This window comes from Thermoflexibacter ruber (genome assembly GCF_900113045.1).
GTDB classification, from domain to species: Bacteria; Bacteroidota; Bacteroidia; order Cytophagales; family Thermoflexibacteraceae; genus Thermoflexibacter; species Thermoflexibacter ruber.
Genome location: NZ_FONY01000005.1, coordinates 62,364 through 77,534, shown reverse-complemented (window position 1 = coordinate 77,534; position 15,171 = coordinate 62,364). Strand labels below are relative to the sequence as shown.

Genomic DNA, 15,171 nt, shown 5'->3' with positions numbered 1-15,171 from the left:
TTACGGTTCTGTCATCTTCATTTTTACTTCTTCTTTGCTAATGTCTTTGACCTGCCCATTTTCGCACCAAAGCACTCTTGCAGGGTATTTTTTTAGAAAGAAGTGATTATGAGTAGCCATAATAATTGCGGTTCCTCCTTGATTAATCCTAATGAACAATTCAACAATTTCATTGGCTATGGCAGGGTCTAAGTTACCGGTAGGCTCGTCGGCAAGTAGTAGAATAGGGTCATTGAGCAAAGCCCTTGCGATAGAAACCCTTTGCTGCTCGCCACCGGAAAGTTGATGAGGCATTTTTTTCTCTACATCAAACAAGCCTACCTGAGCCAATACCTGCCCAATGCGTAGTTTAATTTTATTCCGATTATCCCAACCTGTGGCTTTAAGCACAAAGGACAAATTTTCTTCTATGTTTCTATCTGTCAAAAGTTGGAAGTCTTGAAAAACGATGCCCATTTTTCTTCTGAGAAAAGGCGTTTCTTTTCTGTCTAATTTACTGAGCTCATAACCAAGTAGTTGTATATTCCCTTTTTGTAAAGGAAGTTCAGCGTATAGAGTCTTCAGCAAAGAAGTTTTCCCACTTCCTGTTTTGCCAATAAGATAGACAAACTCTGCCTTCTCCATAGAAAAATGTATATGCTGAACCACGCTTTGCGTGCCGTGTGAAATACTTACCTCTTTGGCTATCAGAATTTTCTCATTTTCCATTTTTAGTTCGTTTGTGGTTCAAATTTTAGAGCAAAAATATCAAAATTCCTTAAAATATACATCACAGGAAGGCATTTGCAAAGGGTGTGGTTGATGGTTGTTATTTTTTTCTACAAAGATTACAGCCCTGATGGACTTTTGCTACAATGGTATCCGTTTTTTCTACAAAGATTTTATTTTCAAAGCCGTAGGTTTGGTATCTTTGTAGCAAAATTAGCCCCCAAATAGAAAAAACGCCGTAGGCGTGAAATATTTGCTAAAACAACAATACCAAAAAACTTCCATTGTTATAAAATATTAGCCAACAAAAATAACGGCTATAAATACTTACATTTTGTATTTAATCAAAAAACAACCAATTAATGCCAATCTCAAAAGAACGAGGCTGAGCCAAATATATAGGTGTATTGAAGTAGCCCGGACGGGTTACATCTTGTAAAAGATTGACCACTTTGATGAATAGCATGGCTCTGCTTACTTTGAAATTAAAAAAGAAATCAGCTACAATATAGTTATCGGTAGTAAAGCGATTTTGGAGATGAAACTGCTGAAGTGGTGCAGAGTATCCATTGGCATAAAAGGCTGATTTATAGTGAATATCAGTCCCGATTTGCCCAAATAAAGCACCTCTAAAAAACATTTTTTCATAATAGAGTTGCAAATTGACAAAATATTCAGGCATACGGATAAAGTCTGCCCCTAAGTTTTTACTATACAACAAGTTAGTATTCATTCTCCAATTTTTCCATGAGGCTGTTGCGTTTAGCCCTATTTGGAGAATACTAATATTTTCTGTGGTTTGTCTTGCGGTAACAGTAGAGTCGATATACACGTAATTACTGAGATTAGTAAAGTTGGCAGTGGGTTGTAAAAGGAGATGCGGCAACCTAATATTTAGATTTCCATAAGTTCTCACGGAAAATGTATTGAGAAAATCATTATTCCACCTAAAAAATGTGCCGTACATTCGTTTCTGCAATAGGGTAGGGGAGTAAAGCACCTGCTCATGCCCCACCGTCCAGAATTTATTAGTAAATTCTGCTTTCAAGCGAAAATCTTTGGCTAACAAATATTCTGCCTCTACATCTAAATAGGCAGAATCAGAAAACTGGTAATGTAAGCTACCTCCCACAAAGTATTGATTTCTCAGGGTATCTCTTTCATAAGTTGGGAGATTAATCTTGCTTGTTTGTCCTGTTTCGGGATTGATGTACTGTGAAGTAGCGATGAAGTCATGTTGTAACTGATAAGTTCTTACTCTAAAATAAGCCCTATAATCAAATTGATTAGCCTTGCCTTTGATGCCAAAATGATTGTCCAATTGGGTAAAGGTAGTTTTATAAAAAGGGTCTTTGACAACATTGACATTTGCATCGCTGACAGCAGGAGGATTGAAAAGGGCAAGAGTATCAAAATAAAACTGCTTAGGATAGACCCCACTCCAAATAGAACGATTGCCGATAGTGTATCGCAAATTATCTCGGAATCTGCTGTCTATATAGTTGTTTTTTTGACGTGTCCATTCTCCTATATGAAAAACTTGGAGGTAGTCTTGTTGAGTAGAATCAAACAAAGCGTATTGATGATAAATTCGGAAAAGCGTTCTTCCTTGAGTGGCTTGAATAGGCTCGCCTGTGGTATTGATTCGGTATCTCCATTGGGCAATGTTCAGGTCAAGCAGTTCTTTGAGGTCATTTCTAATAGTATCTTCTTGAAGGGCTTGGACTTGCGAAGCATACCCTCCATTTTCATTGACATTATGGTTATACACTGAAAAGTGTGCCATCATCTTATAACGCTGATTGATGCTATAATACTTGCTATAAGCTCCGTAGGTTTCGTTGGTAACATAGGCATCATTACGTCTGCTATTTCTGCCAAAGACTTTATTGGCATCTATTCGCCTGTACGTCAGCCCCATACTCCAATTGAAGCGAATATTCCTTGCCAAAGTTACATTGACATAAGAGCGTCCTATACCGCCTAATAGTACATTGAGTTCTGTATAAGGAGAAAAAGAACTGTAATATTTGACCTTGTTAGGTTGCCACAGGTATTCATCATATACGTTATAACCTAAACGCGTGCCTATTTCCTTGGGAGCGACATAAAAAATAGACTGTGCAGCAGTACCATACACGCCCAAGTCTTGAAAAGTATTGTTATTCTTTTGAATAGCATTGTAACGATGAATATTGGTGATGAAGGTGTCAGCATAATGCAGTGCCTTCATTTTGAGTGTAGTATCTTTTAAAATCTTCGGATTTATCTTATCGCGGTTATAGTAGAGTTCCCATTCATAGAGGTAACTCACCGTATTAGGTCCGTATCGGATAGAATCCTTTTTACTTTTGGCAGTATCCGCAGGTGAGCCTTGTGGGGGCAGATTGGGATTTTGAGCCTGTGTAATATAGATATTAGAAAAAAATAAGATAAAAGTAAATACGTATATGAAGCTATGCCGCACTTTTAATAAAATTGATTGACTAATTTTGACTTTTAATGAAAGGCAAAATTAGTGGGTATTTTAGAAATCTGATATTTTTTTTACTTTATTAACGTATGCGAATAGTGTAAGCAAGGCAAAGTTTACATCGTATCTGCATCATAGACAACTACCTTTGTCCAATACTGTTTATTTTCTTCTACAAATTTGAGGTGAATAGGGTCTATTTGATAAGCGTCATGTCCCTTAACATCATCAAAAAATAGCATAAGTGTATAAGCAAAAGAGTTATCTACTACATCTCTTGCCTCAGTAGTAGAGGGTTTGCCTACGTATCCTTGTTTGATACTTTTAATCTTTAATAAACTGCGAAGCCCTGCTTCAAATTTTTCTTTGTCAGCAGCAGAAAGATTAGGATTTGTCCAGAAGTAAACAATGTGTGCTGTCATTTGCTTTTTTTTATGTTGAGTTTTAAAATTATAACCTACACTAATACTGACACCTACTAAAAATAAGAGGCTAAAAAATATCCATCTGAATTTTAATTTTCTCATGAATTTGATAGTTTAGTAAAACAGTCTGACTAAGCAATTCGATGTGAAATAAGTATAAATTTACGCAAGTTGCAAACGTATAGCTTATTTTTTTTGATAGATACTTTGACAAAAAATTTGAGGAAGTATTGAGCATAATTAAAATTTCTTTTTACTTTTGCACTTCCAAAAGTAGGGAACAGTCAAACCGAAATGATTACGAAGACTACGATATTCAAGATTTATAGCTTTTTATTTCTATTCTTAACAGTTTTTTCTCTGTTAGGCAATGTAGCACATTCCTATACGAAGAAAGAGCAAATTAAGAAGAAAGAAATTGTTAATCAGACGGATAACTCAGGAGAAGAAGGAAGTAATGAAACAGAAAAATTCATTGAAAAACCTTTTCATGCCGTAGTCAATGCTGGTTTGCAGTGGGACTTTACCAAAGTTTGGTACTGCTTACCTACTTGGATTGAATTTTTCGTTCCAGAGAAAATCAATCTCATTTATCACCAAGAAATCACTCCTTTGGCGTATTTCGTTACGCTTTTTTATACTTCTATTTGTGTCCATGCACCTTAGAGGAATTAGTAACGAGCAATTGCAAGTTATTAATAGTAAGCAATATGTGTTATTAAAATATCAAAATTTATCTAAATCTATCTAATCAATCACAAAAAATTAACTTATCATTTACACTCATAACTCACTAAGTTTATGATGAACAAAAGTTTTATCACAGCCGTAACTATCATAGTTACTTTGCTTTGCTTGTATTATTTATCTTTTTCTTTGGTATCTTCAAGCGTGCAAAGTGATGCCACTGAGTATGCTACAGATGCCAAAGGAAATGTGGATTTTTATAAAAAGCAAAAATATATAGATTCTGTATGGAATCTTCCTGTCTATGACTTGGGTTTTGCCCAATATACCTACAAAGAAGTAAAAGACCATGAGTTGCACTTGGGTCTTGACTTGCAGGGGGGGATGCACGTAATATTAGAGGTTTCTCCTTCGGAAATCATTACGGCAATGTCGAATAATAGCCAAGATGAAAACTTCAGAAAAGCCCTCAAAGCGGCAAGAGATGCCAAAGGTAGCCAAGAAAGTTTTACTTCTATCTTTTTCAACGAATACGAAAAATTAGCGGGGCAGGGTCAGTTAGGGAAAATCTTTGCCAATTCTGCCAATCAAGGCGTAATAGACCCAACTACTGGCGATGCAGAAATTAAACGCATCATTACCAATGAGGTAGAGGGAGCAATAGACCGTTCCTATCAAATTATCAAAACTCGTATTGACAAGTTTGGTGTTACACAACCTAATGTACAGCGTATTCCGGGTACAGGACGTATCCAAGTAGAACTTCCGGGAGTGGACAATCCTGAAAGAGTAAGAAAACTTTTGCAAGGGGTAGCAAAGTTAGAATTTTGGGAAGTATGGGAAAGAGATGAATACAATCAGTACTTGATTGCAATAAATGAGTACATGGCAAAGAAGGAAAAGGCATCAGGAGTAAAAGTCAGCAATAATCAAACAGATAGCACTACCAAAGCCAATGACCTTTCTGCTTTGGTCGCTTCTAACGATACTTTGAAATCGGCAGACAGCGACAGTGCAAAAACAGCAAATAATGCGGTTACTCCTGCTAACGACTCAGCCAACTTAGCAAAGAAAGATTCAACGCCTACTCAGCCTGAGGGGGTTTCATTATTCTTGTCTAAAATGGTCATGGTGCCTGGTATTCCTGATTTGGTTTACGAAGCGGCAGATACCGTAATGGTAAACCGTACCTTGAACGATGATGGAGTAAAGGCTTTACTTCCTGCCAATATGAAGTTTATGTGGGACGTGAAGCCTATTCAAGCAGATAAAAATGACAAAAGCGGAAAGCAATATTATCAGCTGTATGCCATTAAAAAAGGCAAGAATGCGAAAGCTCCTCTTGGTGGTGAGGTAATTACCAATGCTCGTCAAGGTTTTGATGACAGAGGCAGACCTGATATTTCTATGAGCATGAACGCAGAGGGTGCAAGAGCTTGGAAAAAACTCACAGGAGCAAATGTGAACCGTCGTATCGCGATTGTTTTGGATAATTTTGTGTATTCTGCTCCCGTAGTACAAGATGAAATTGCAGGTGGGCAGTCCTCTATTACTGGCAATTTTACTATTGAGGAAGCTAAAGACTTGGCTAATATCTTGAAAGCAGGCAAGTTACCTGCACCAACAAGGATAGTGGAAGAAGCAGTAGTAGGACCTTCTTTGGGTAAGGAATCTATCCAACAAGGATTGACTTCTACTTTGGTAGGCTTCTTATTGGTAGTACTTTTCATGGGAGTTTACTACGCAGTAAGTGGTTGGGTCGCCAATGCTTCTTTGATGGTAAACGTATTTTTCATCATTGGTATCTTGGCTCAGTTCAATGCTTCACTCACCTTGCCTGGTATTGCAGGTATCGTATTGACTATTGGTATGGCGGTAGATGCAAACGTATTGATTTTTGAACGTATCAAAGAAGAAATGCGTAGCGGTAGAAGTTTATTAGAAGCAATAAAATTAGGTTTTGATAGGGCTTTCTGGACTATCTTTGACTCCAACGTTACTACTTTATTGACTGCCTTTTTCTTATTCTCTTTCGGTACAGGACCTATCAAAGGTTTTGCTACTACTTTGATGATAGGTATTTTCTGTTCATTCTTCACTGCTGTATTTGTTACAAGGGTTTTGATAGAGTGGATAGTAGCGAAAAAAGGCAATGACACTAAACTTTCTTTTGCAACACCGTTCACTAAAAATTTGTTTACCAATGTAAGCTATGACTACGTAGGAAAGAGAAAAATTGCTTATATCCTTTCTGGTAGCATTATCGTCATTGGCTTGGCGTTAGCTTTCATACAAGGTTTGAACTTTGGCGTAGATTTCAAAGGAGGTCGTACTTTCGTGGTAGAGTTTAACGAGAAAGTAGTTGCTTCCGATATTCGTACTGCTTTGATTGATGATTTTGAAAACAAGGGTACAGAGGTAAAAACTTATAGCTCTACTAACAAAGTAAAAGTTACTACAGCATACTTGATTGACGACGATTCTGATGAAGCCGATGCAAAAGTTTTAGCTGCTTTGGAAAATGGCTTGAAAGATTTTGCAAAATTAAATCCACAAGTACTGAGTTCTTCTAAAGTGGGAGCGACTGTAGCTTCTGACATCAGGGATTCTGCTTTTTGGGCAGTTTTAACTTCTTTATTAGCTATTTTTGCTTATATTGTGCTGCGTTTCCGCAAGTGGCAGTTTGGCTTGGGAGCAGTAGTAGCCCTATTCCATGACGTATTGATTACGATTGCTATGACAGCGATCGTGAGAAACTTAGGACTTTCCTATGAGGTCGACCAAGTATTCGTAGCGGCGATTTTAACTATCATTGGTTACTCTATCAATGATACAGTGGTAGTATTTGACCGCGTAAGAGAATACTTGAATAATCGTACTGAAAAAGCGACTATTGCCGAAACACTGAACGAAGCGGTAGGAAGTACCCTAAGCCGTACCTTTATGACTGCTTTCACTACCTTCATTGTAGTATTTATCCTGTTTATCTCAGGTGGCGAGGTACTCAGAGGCTTCTCTTTTGCTATGATTGTAGGTTTGATATTTGGTACTTACTCTTCTATCTTCATTGCTACGGCAACTTTGGCAGAAACAATTAGCGAAGCAGAATACAAGAAAATGGAAGAGGAAAAAGCAGTAAAACCTGCGGTAACAGCTAAAACAACTACTTCTAAAGGCAAAGTAGCAAAGGCATAATCAAATTTTGAAATTTTATCCGTTAAAACCTTGTGTAGTACTATTGTCTATGCAAGGTTTTTTATATTTTTAGAAAAATTGGCTCGTAAAAATATAAATAATTAAGACTTGAAAGGTAAAGTTATTCATATCAGTACTTTAGATGTAGGTGGAGCCGCGAGTGCCGCCATACGCCTTCATAAAGCCCTACTTAGCTTAGGTATAGATTCCCATTTTCTTACTTTAGGAAAAAGCAACCGCAATATTCCCAACAAGCATATTTACGAACCTTTGGTAGAGCCTATTTCTTTACTTAGAGTACTAAAAAAAAGCATCAAAGTAAAATTAGGCTTAGAAAGTCCACATGATATTTATCATCAGCAGCAAAGCATGCTCGGAGGAGAAGAAAAAGGCATGGGTTTTAGCTTTCCTAATACCTTAGATGATATTACCCAAAGTCCAATATATCAAGAAGCAGACCTTATTCATCTGCACTGGGTAGCAGGCTGGCTTGACTATCCTTCTTTCTTTTCTAAAAATCATTCCCTATTTGGCGATAAGCCTATTGTATGGACTTTGCATGACCTCAATCCTTTCAGTGGTGGCTTGCACTATGCGTGGGGAACTTCTATCTCTGAAGTACAAATGGGTCAGCAAATTCCCCATCCTTCTGATTCGCTACAAAAAACACACAACCGTAATCTGCAAATCAAGCTACAGAGCCTCCACCAAATAGAGCGCTTAAAAATTGTTAGCCCATCCCATTGGTTACAAAAACAGTCAGCAGAGAGTTTATTATTTTCCAAATATGAAAACTACTGTATTCATAACGGCTTAGATGTGCAGGTTTTTAAACCATATCCCTCAGAGTGGGCGAGAGGTATATTAGGCTTGGAGAATAAAAAAACTTTACTGTTTGTTGCAGATGGTATAGACAATGTTTACAAAGGCTTTCACATTTTATTTGAGGCATTAAAGTTAATCGAGGCGAAAACAGATTATCAATATCTCGTTTTAGGGAGAGATGAGAAAAATATACTAACTCACTTTCAAAAAGTCAAATACTTAGGATTTGTTCAGGACGAACTCCTCATGGCTTTGGCTTACAGCGCAGCAGATGTCTTTGTTTTGCCAAGTCTGACAGACAATTTCCCCAATACAATGATTGAAGCTATCTGTTGCGGTACTCCTGTCATTGCTTTCCCAACGGGGGGGATTCCTGAAGCTATCCAACATACAAAAAATGGAATTATTTGTGAAAAGTCAGATTATCAATTACTTGCTAATGAATTGATAAAATTTTATGAGGGAGAATATAGGTTTGATAGGGAAAAAATAGCACAAGAAAGTGCTAAAAAATTTAATGCAATAGCACAAGCTAAGCAATACCTGGATATTTATGATTCATTGTAAACAAGCAAAAACCCTAAGAATTTTCAACATTCTTAGGGTTTTGTTTAGCATTGAAAGTAAACTTATTACAAAAGTGCTTCTTTAAAAATGACTATTATACCCCCCTTCATTAAATCATTTACTGTCCCAGCACATAAGCAAAAATCAAAGGAGCCACAATAGTAGCATCTGACTCTATCACAAAAGAAGGAGAGGTCTTGTGTAGCTTGCCCCATGAAATTTTTTCATTGGGTACAGCACCAGAGTAAGAACCGTAGCTGGTGGTAGAGTCCGAAATTTGGCAGAAATATGCCCAAAAACTTACCTCTTCCATTTCTAAATCTTGTTTGAGCATAGGTACTACACAAATGGGGAAATCGCCCGCAATACCTCCGCCTATCTGGAAAAAGCCAATACCACTGGTATTTTTGTAAGTATCTAAGTACCATTGGGCTAAGTAGGTCATGTACTCTATTCCTGACTTCATCGTAGAAGGTTTCAAATCGCCAGTAAAGCAATAAGAAGCAAAAATATTTCCTAAAGTAGAATCTTCCCAGCCCGGAACGATGATAGGTAGATTTTTCTCACAAGCGGCAAGCAGCCAGCTATTTTCTGGAGGAATTTGATAGTATTGCTTTAAAACTCCACTATTCAAAAGTTGATAAAAGAACTCGTGAGGAAGGTATCTTTCTCCTTTAGCATCAGCTTCTTTCCAAATCTCCAAAATATGTTTTTCTATGCGTCTGATTGCCTCTCCCTCGGGGATACAGGTATCAGTTACTCTATTAAAGCCATTCTCCAACAAGTCCCACTCATCGTCAGGCGTTAAATCCCTGTAGCGAGGAATGCGTTTGTAGAAATCATGAGCTACTAAGTTAAAAACGTCTTCCTCTAAGTTAGCACCCGTACAACAGATAGCGTGAACTTTCCCTTGGCGAATCATCTCTGCCAAAGAAATACCCAACTCTGCCGTACTCATTGCCCCTGCTAAGGTCATGAACATCTTGCCTCCATTCTCGAGGTGAGTTTCGTATGCTTTTGCTGCATCAACCAAAGCTGCAGCATTGAAATGTAAATAATTTTTTTCTATAAATTGAGAAATTGCACCCTTTGCCATGATGTGATAAAAATTTATATTGTATGCAAAATGAATTTGGGCGCAAAATTAGATATAAAACAAACATTCGGGGAATAAATGTAAGTTTATTACTCGATAATTTTTATTATTTACTGACTTAGATTTTGGTATTAAATAAATTTTATAGATAACTTTCTATTTTTCAAAAATATTCCTAATTTTGCAAGCTAAATCAAGGAAGGTAAGTATTTGACTTTATAAAATATACTTGCTTTTTTATTGCAGACCAAGTTTTACTAAAAAAACAGTAAAGTTCTAATAGCTTTGAGTACAATCAGTTACTGGTTTATTCAGCATAGGGAATATTAGAGTTTTTCAAAATCAATCTTGTTTTAGTTCAAACAAAATTTTCAATAAAAATATAATATTTTATTAATCAAACTCGATTTGTGAATGCCAAATCCAGACTTTAAAGGAGGCAACAATAAAGGGGGCGGAGATAAGCCACCATTTAACAAGGATTTCAACAAAAATAAGTTTAGAAATCCAAATCAGGAAGATGACTCTCACCGCATTAACGAGCAAATTCGTGGTGTGCAGGAAGTTAGGTTAGTCGGAGAAAACATAGAAACAGGAATTTATCCTTTTAAGAAAGCATTAGAGTTAGCAAAAGAACAAGGATTGGACTTAGTAGAGATATCAGCCAAAGCCAATCCCCCTGTTTGCAAGATTATTGACTACTCGAAGTTTAAGTACGAGCAGAAAAAAAAGCAGAAAGAACTCAAAGCGAAAACACATCAAACAGTAGTTAAAGAAATTCGTTTCGGTCCTAACATAGATGAACACGATTTCGAGTTCAAGCTAAAACATGCTGAAAACTTTTTGAAAGAGGGCAACAAAGTAAAAGCCTATGTACAGTTTGTGGGGCGTACTATTGTTTTCAAAGAAAGAGGTGAGCTGATTTTGCTTAAGTTTGCTCAGGAATTAGAGGAAGTAGGTAAGGTCGACCAACTTCCTAAGTTAGAAGGAAAACGCATGATATTAATGCTTTCGCCTAAGTCGGCAGCTCCAAAGAAATAGCCTTCATTGCGGTTAGAAAATAACAGATGTTACACTCACAACTGATAGAGTGTAATGCTTTTAGCTGATAGCCCAATGAGTTATTTATATATTTCAAACATCAAAATTTATAGTTTTTAAAAATTATTACAATGCCTAAGTTAAAAACTAAATCAAGTGCAAAAAAACGTTTCCAACTGACTGCTTCAGGCAAAGTGAAAAGAAAGCACGCTTTCAAAAATCACATTTTGACTAAAAAGCACAAGGACAGAAAACGTCGTTTGGTTCACTCTACACTTGTTTCTGAGGTAGATACACCAAGAATCAAAGAAATGTTAGTCGCCTAAGCTACATTTCATCAAACAACCAAGGAATTGGCTTTTAAAGTACCTCAGGGAGAGGTCGCCATCACTAAAAAATTAAAAATTAAAAATTATGCCACGTTCGGTTAATTCAGTAGCATCAAGAGCAAGAAGAAAGAAAATCTTAAAATTGACAAAGGGCAACTTCTTAGCCAGAAGAAATGTATGGACAGTTGCCAAAAACACCCTTGAAAAAGGTCTATTACACGCTTATGTAGGGCGTAAGTTGAAAAAGAGAGAGTTCCGCGCCCTGTGGATTCAACGTATCAATGCCGCAGTTAGACAGCACGGCATGTCCTATTCTAAGTTTATGGGCAAAGTCATCAAGTCTGGTATCGGTTTGAATCGCAAGGTATTGGCTGACTTAGCCATGAACCACCCAGAAGCGTTCAAAGCAGTAGTAGATGCTGTAAAGTAAAATAGTACTAATTCATACTCCAAAGGCTAATTTCATTCAAAAGAAATTAGCCTTTTTTATTTTTCTCTTTAAATTTGTTTTCTTGATGATAGGCAAAGATAGTAGCTGACAGTACCACAGTGGTTTGAAAAGTCAGACCTATACTAATAAGGGATATTCAAAAGAAAAATAATTAAACTTTTTAAAACACCTGACGGGTATTTATATTTATTATATATTTATTAATGACTGATTTTGAAAAATATTTTGAGGCACTGCAAGCGCATCGAATTGATGAAATTACAGAACATTCTCATCGCACTCATCTCCAGCAGTTGTTGGAAGGCATAGCAGGAGAAAACATCAAAATCTTACACGAACCGAAGCGAGAAGGCAAGTTTGGTGCTCCAGATTTCAAAATTACGCACACAGAAAGCATCATTGGCTATGTAGAAAATAAAAAAATAGAGGAAAATTTAGATAAAATCCTTAAAACCGAACAGATAAAAAAATACCAATCGCTTTCAGATAATATTCTCATTACTAACTATATAGATTGGATTTGGTTAAAAGAGGGAAAAATACAAGCAAGAGAAACGCTCTGTTTCCTGACCGAAGTAACAGATAAACGCAAAAGACTTGACCCTATCAAAGTGAGTGCGGTAAGAGGGCTTATCAGTTCTTTTTTTTCGCAAGCCCCCAAAGAAATCAGCGATGCAAAAAAATTGGCGGAGGCTTTGGCGATACGTGCAAGAATACTGAAAGACTTTCTGCATGACGAGCTACAAAGGCAGGAAAACGAACGCATAGACGGCAGACTTTATCAACTCTACGAAACTTTCAAAGACTACATTTTCCAAGAACTTTCCATAGAGGAATTTGCGGATACTTTTGCTCAAAATTTGGCTTATGGCTTGTTCCTTGCCAAACTAAATGCTGATACTCAGGCAGTAAATCTATATAATGCAAAAAAATTTATTCCTACCTCTTTTGAACTGATTAGGGAACTTGTCAATTTCCTTGATGAGTTGGACAATGAAGAATACCGCCAAACGAAGTGGATTGTGGAGGAGGTCTTGACCATGATGAATCGCCTTGACCTGCGTGCTATCCAAGAAACGTTGTCTTTTACACAAAAAAGAAAAGATGCGGATAACATCACTATCAAAGACCCATACATTTATTTTTATGAGGACTTCTTAGCTGCTTACGACAAAAAACTGCGCGAAGCAAAAGGTGTATATTACACTCCTTCTCCTGTGGTGAATTTTATTGTTCGAGCCATTGACGATGTACTTGTCAATACTTTTCAAATACAGGAAGGTTTGGCAGACCGCAAGCAAGTTACCGTTTTGGATTTTGCCACAGGCACAGGTACATTTTTAATAGAAATATTGCAACAAATTTTTGAGAAGTTGCCCAAAGATTCGGGTAAAAAGGAACTGCTTATCAAAGAACATATCCTAAAAAATATTTTTGGCTTCGAGTACCTCATTGCTCCTTATACTATTGCTCACTTAAAACTTTCGCAATTCTTGAAAGACAATGGCTACGAACTGAAAAGCAAGGAAAGACTGCAAGTATATCTGACCAATACGCTTGAGCCTATCTCGAGCCAAATTAGAATCCCCTTTCTTCCTGCCCTGACAGAAGAAAGCCGAGAAGCACAACAAATCAAAGAAAAACCCATTTTAGTTATTACAGGGAATCCGCCGTATGCTTATCACTCCAAGAACAAGGGAAAATGGATTCTGCAAAAAATGCAAACGTATTATTTTGTTGATGGAGAAAAAATTAAGGAAAGAAATCCCAAAGGCTTACAAGATGATTATGTGAAGTTTATCCGTTTTGCACAAGATAAGATAGATGCAGTGGAGGAGGGAATAGTGGGGATAATTACTAACCATACTTTTTTGTTTAATCCAACTTTTTTGGGTATGAGGCAAAGCCTGATGAATACATTTAATCAGATGTATTTCATCAACTTACATGGGAATGCTAAGATGAAGGAAAAAACGCCTGAGGGAGGACGAGATGAAAACATTTTTGACATAGAACAAGGGGTAGCGATTTCTCTCTTTATCAAGAAAAAAGGTTTGCCTACCAAGTTTTTTTATACTGACTTTTATGGAACGCGAAAGGCAAAGTATGCACAATGTTTGAAAGAAAATATCAATGCTATACAGTGGCAAGAGTTTGTACCCGAATCACCACTCTATTTATTTCAAGAAATTAGTCCTACTCTAAAGAATGCTTACAATAAGTTTTGGAGCATAAATGATATTTTTCAAATAAAATCATCTGGCATAACCACACACAGAGATCATTTTGTGTATGCTTTTGACAAAACAGAACTAAAAAAGAGAATAGCTGATTTGAAAAATGCAGGTATCTCTAATGAAAAAATAGTGGAGAAATATCAATTAGAAAATTCTCCCACTTTCTCCCTGAACAAAAAAAGAGAAGATTTGAGGAAGTTGAAAGAGGAGGATATGTTTTATCAAGTCTGCCAATACAGACCTTTTGACAATAGGATTTTATTTTTTCACGAAATTCTGATTGATAGACCAAGAAAAGAAATCATGCTGAATATCCAAGACAGCAACATTGCACTTGTTTCTGGAAGGGCAGGGCGGGTAGTTGGTGGGAATGAGTGGAATTTAAGTTTTGTTACAGATAAGATTTCTGATACAAATTTGTTTTATCGAGGCGGAGCTGTGGTTTTCCCCCTATATATCTTGCGAAATGGCATTGAGAAAATATTTTTTGGAAATCAAGTGAGCGAGCCGCAGATAGAATACAGTGGAAAAAATGGTAATTATAGGAAAGAGGAGAATTTCACTGCCAATTTTAGAAAATACATAGACGAATATTATCAATGCTATTTTTCCCCCCAAGAAATTTTTGGCTACCTCTATGCAGTACTTTACAGCCCTTCGTATCGTCAGAGATATGCCGAATTGTTGAAAATAGACTTCCCCAAGATACCATTTACAGAAGATAAGCATATTTTCAAGCAACTTTCTGACTTAGGGAAACAGTTGATAGACTGTCATTTGCTCAAAAAGAAGCAACTTGGCTCACTTGGTGATTTTATAGGGCAGGGCAACAACATAGTGGAAAAAATAGATTATGTAGTGGAAAATCAAGTAGGGAGAATATACATCAATGAAAATCAGTATTTTAATAACGTTTCAGAGGAAGTTTTTAATTTTATCATTGGTGGCTACCCCGTTTTGAAAAAGTTACTCAAAGAGCGAAAGGATAGAAACATTCTCTTGGAAGTAGAGCAAATAGAACAGATTATCAAGGCTTTAGCTCATTCCATAGAACTAATGAAAGAAATAGACGGACTGACAAGCAGTTGGATATAAGCGGAAATTCATAAGTAATTTATTTTTAGTATTTTATACTCT

At 36.7% G+C, this 15,171-nt stretch carries 11 protein-coding genes; 7 read left to right on the top strand and 4 right to left on the bottom strand.

Annotation, left to right across the window (positions count from 1 at the left end):
- From BM141_RS03985 to BM141_RS03975, 3 genes are all read right to left on the bottom strand, one after another.
- Window positions 1–708 (bottom strand): cell division ATP-binding protein FtsE, encoded by a 708-nt coding sequence (locus BM141_RS03985; RefSeq protein ID WP_091540427.1) that lies wholly within the window; start codon window positions 706–708, stop codon window positions 1–3.
- Window positions 709–1,048: 340 nt separating this feature from the next.
- A complete protein-coding gene (locus BM141_RS03980; protein ID WP_091540425.1) occupies window positions 1,049–3,175 on the bottom strand; it encodes a putative porin in 2,127 nt (708 codons plus the stop codon).
- 122 nt (window positions 3,176–3,297) lie between these two features.
- Window positions 3,298–3,708: a Dabb family protein gene (locus BM141_RS03975; protein WP_091540422.1), complete on the bottom strand. Its 411-nt coding sequence runs from the start codon at window positions 3,706–3,708 to the stop codon at window positions 3,298–3,300.
- A gap of 192 nt (window positions 3,709–3,900) precedes the next feature.
- Here BM141_RS03975 and BM141_RS03970 point away from each other — a divergent pair, with 192 nt between their 5' ends.
- From BM141_RS03970 to BM141_RS23720, 3 genes are all read left to right on the top strand, one after another.
- Window positions 3,901–4,272, top strand: coding sequence for a hypothetical protein (locus tag BM141_RS03970; protein WP_091540418.1), 372 nt, complete (start codon window positions 3,901–3,903; stop codon window positions 4,270–4,272).
- A 135-nt stretch (window positions 4,273–4,407) separates the two neighbouring features.
- Entirely contained in the window at window positions 4,408–7,488 is a 3,081-nt protein-coding gene (gene secDF / locus BM141_RS03965) for a protein translocase subunit SecDF (protein ID WP_091540415.1), read from the top strand.
- Between the two features lie 108 nt (window positions 7,489–7,596).
- A complete protein-coding gene (locus tag BM141_RS23720; protein ID WP_091540412.1) occupies window positions 7,597–8,880 on the top strand; it encodes a glycosyltransferase in 1,284 nt (427 codons plus the stop codon).
- A gap of 118 nt (window positions 8,881–8,998) precedes the next feature.
- Here BM141_RS23720 and BM141_RS03955 read toward each other — a convergent pair whose 3' ends face one another.
- Window positions 8,999–9,976 (bottom strand): deoxyhypusine synthase family protein, encoded by a 978-nt coding sequence (locus tag BM141_RS03955; RefSeq protein WP_091540408.1) that lies wholly within the window; start codon window positions 9,974–9,976, stop codon window positions 8,999–9,001.
- A 414-nt stretch (window positions 9,977–10,390) separates the two neighbouring features.
- Between BM141_RS03955 and infC the strand changes: the two genes are divergently transcribed.
- The 4 genes from infC (at window position 10,391) to BM141_RS03935 (ending at window position 15,129) form a co-directional block, all read left to right on the top strand.
- A complete protein-coding gene (gene infC, locus BM141_RS03950; protein WP_091540405.1) occupies window positions 10,391–11,017 on the top strand; it encodes a translation initiation factor IF-3 in 627 nt (208 codons plus the stop codon).
- Between the two features lie 131 nt (window positions 11,018–11,148).
- Window positions 11,149–11,343, top strand: a complete 195-nt coding sequence (rpmI, locus tag BM141_RS03945) for a 50S ribosomal protein L35 (protein WP_091540402.1) — start codon at window positions 11,149–11,151, stop codon at window positions 11,341–11,343.
- An 88-nt stretch (window positions 11,344–11,431) separates the two neighbouring features.
- Window positions 11,432–11,776 carry a 50S ribosomal protein L20 gene (gene rplT, locus BM141_RS03940; protein ID WP_091540398.1) on the top strand — a complete coding sequence of 115 codons (345 nt, stop codon included), beginning with the start codon at window positions 11,432–11,434 and terminating at the stop codon, window positions 11,774–11,776.
- A gap of 224 nt (window positions 11,777–12,000) precedes the next feature.
- Entirely contained in the window at window positions 12,001–15,129 is a 3,129-nt protein-coding gene (locus BM141_RS03935; RefSeq protein WP_091540395.1) for a type ISP restriction/modification enzyme, read from the top strand.
- Window positions 15,130–15,171: the final 42 nt, after the last annotated feature.

Excerpts from the sequence above, each read along its gene's own strand:
- rpmI (WP_091540402.1), top strand. The coding sequence starts at position 11,149 with ATGCCTAAGTTAAAAACTAAATCAAGTGCAAAAAAACGTTTCCAACTG.
- BM141_RS03970 (WP_091540418.1), top strand. The coding sequence starts at position 3,901 with ATGATTACGAAGACTACGATATTCAAGATTTATAGCTTTTTATTTCTA.
- secDF (WP_091540415.1), top strand. The coding sequence starts at position 4,408 with ATGATGAACAAAAGTTTTATCACAGCCGTAACTATCATAGTTACTTTG.
- infC (WP_091540405.1), top strand. The coding sequence starts at position 10,391 with ATGCCAAATCCAGACTTTAAAGGAGGCAACAATAAAGGGGGCGGAGAT.
- BM141_RS03985 (WP_091540427.1), bottom strand. The coding sequence starts at position 708 with ATGGAAAATGAGAAAATTCTGATAGCCAAAGAGGTAAGTATTTCACAC.
- rplT (WP_091540398.1), top strand. The coding sequence starts at position 11,432 with ATGCCACGTTCGGTTAATTCAGTAGCATCAAGAGCAAGAAGAAAGAAA.
- BM141_RS03975 (WP_091540422.1), bottom strand. The coding sequence starts at position 3,708 with ATGAGAAAATTAAAATTCAGATGGATATTTTTTAGCCTCTTATTTTTA.
- BM141_RS03955 (WP_091540408.1), bottom strand. The coding sequence starts at position 9,976 with ATGGCAAAGGGTGCAATTTCTCAATTTATAGAAAAAAATTATTTACAT.
- BM141_RS03935 (WP_091540395.1), top strand. The coding sequence starts at position 12,001 with ATGACTGATTTTGAAAAATATTTTGAGGCACTGCAAGCGCATCGAATT.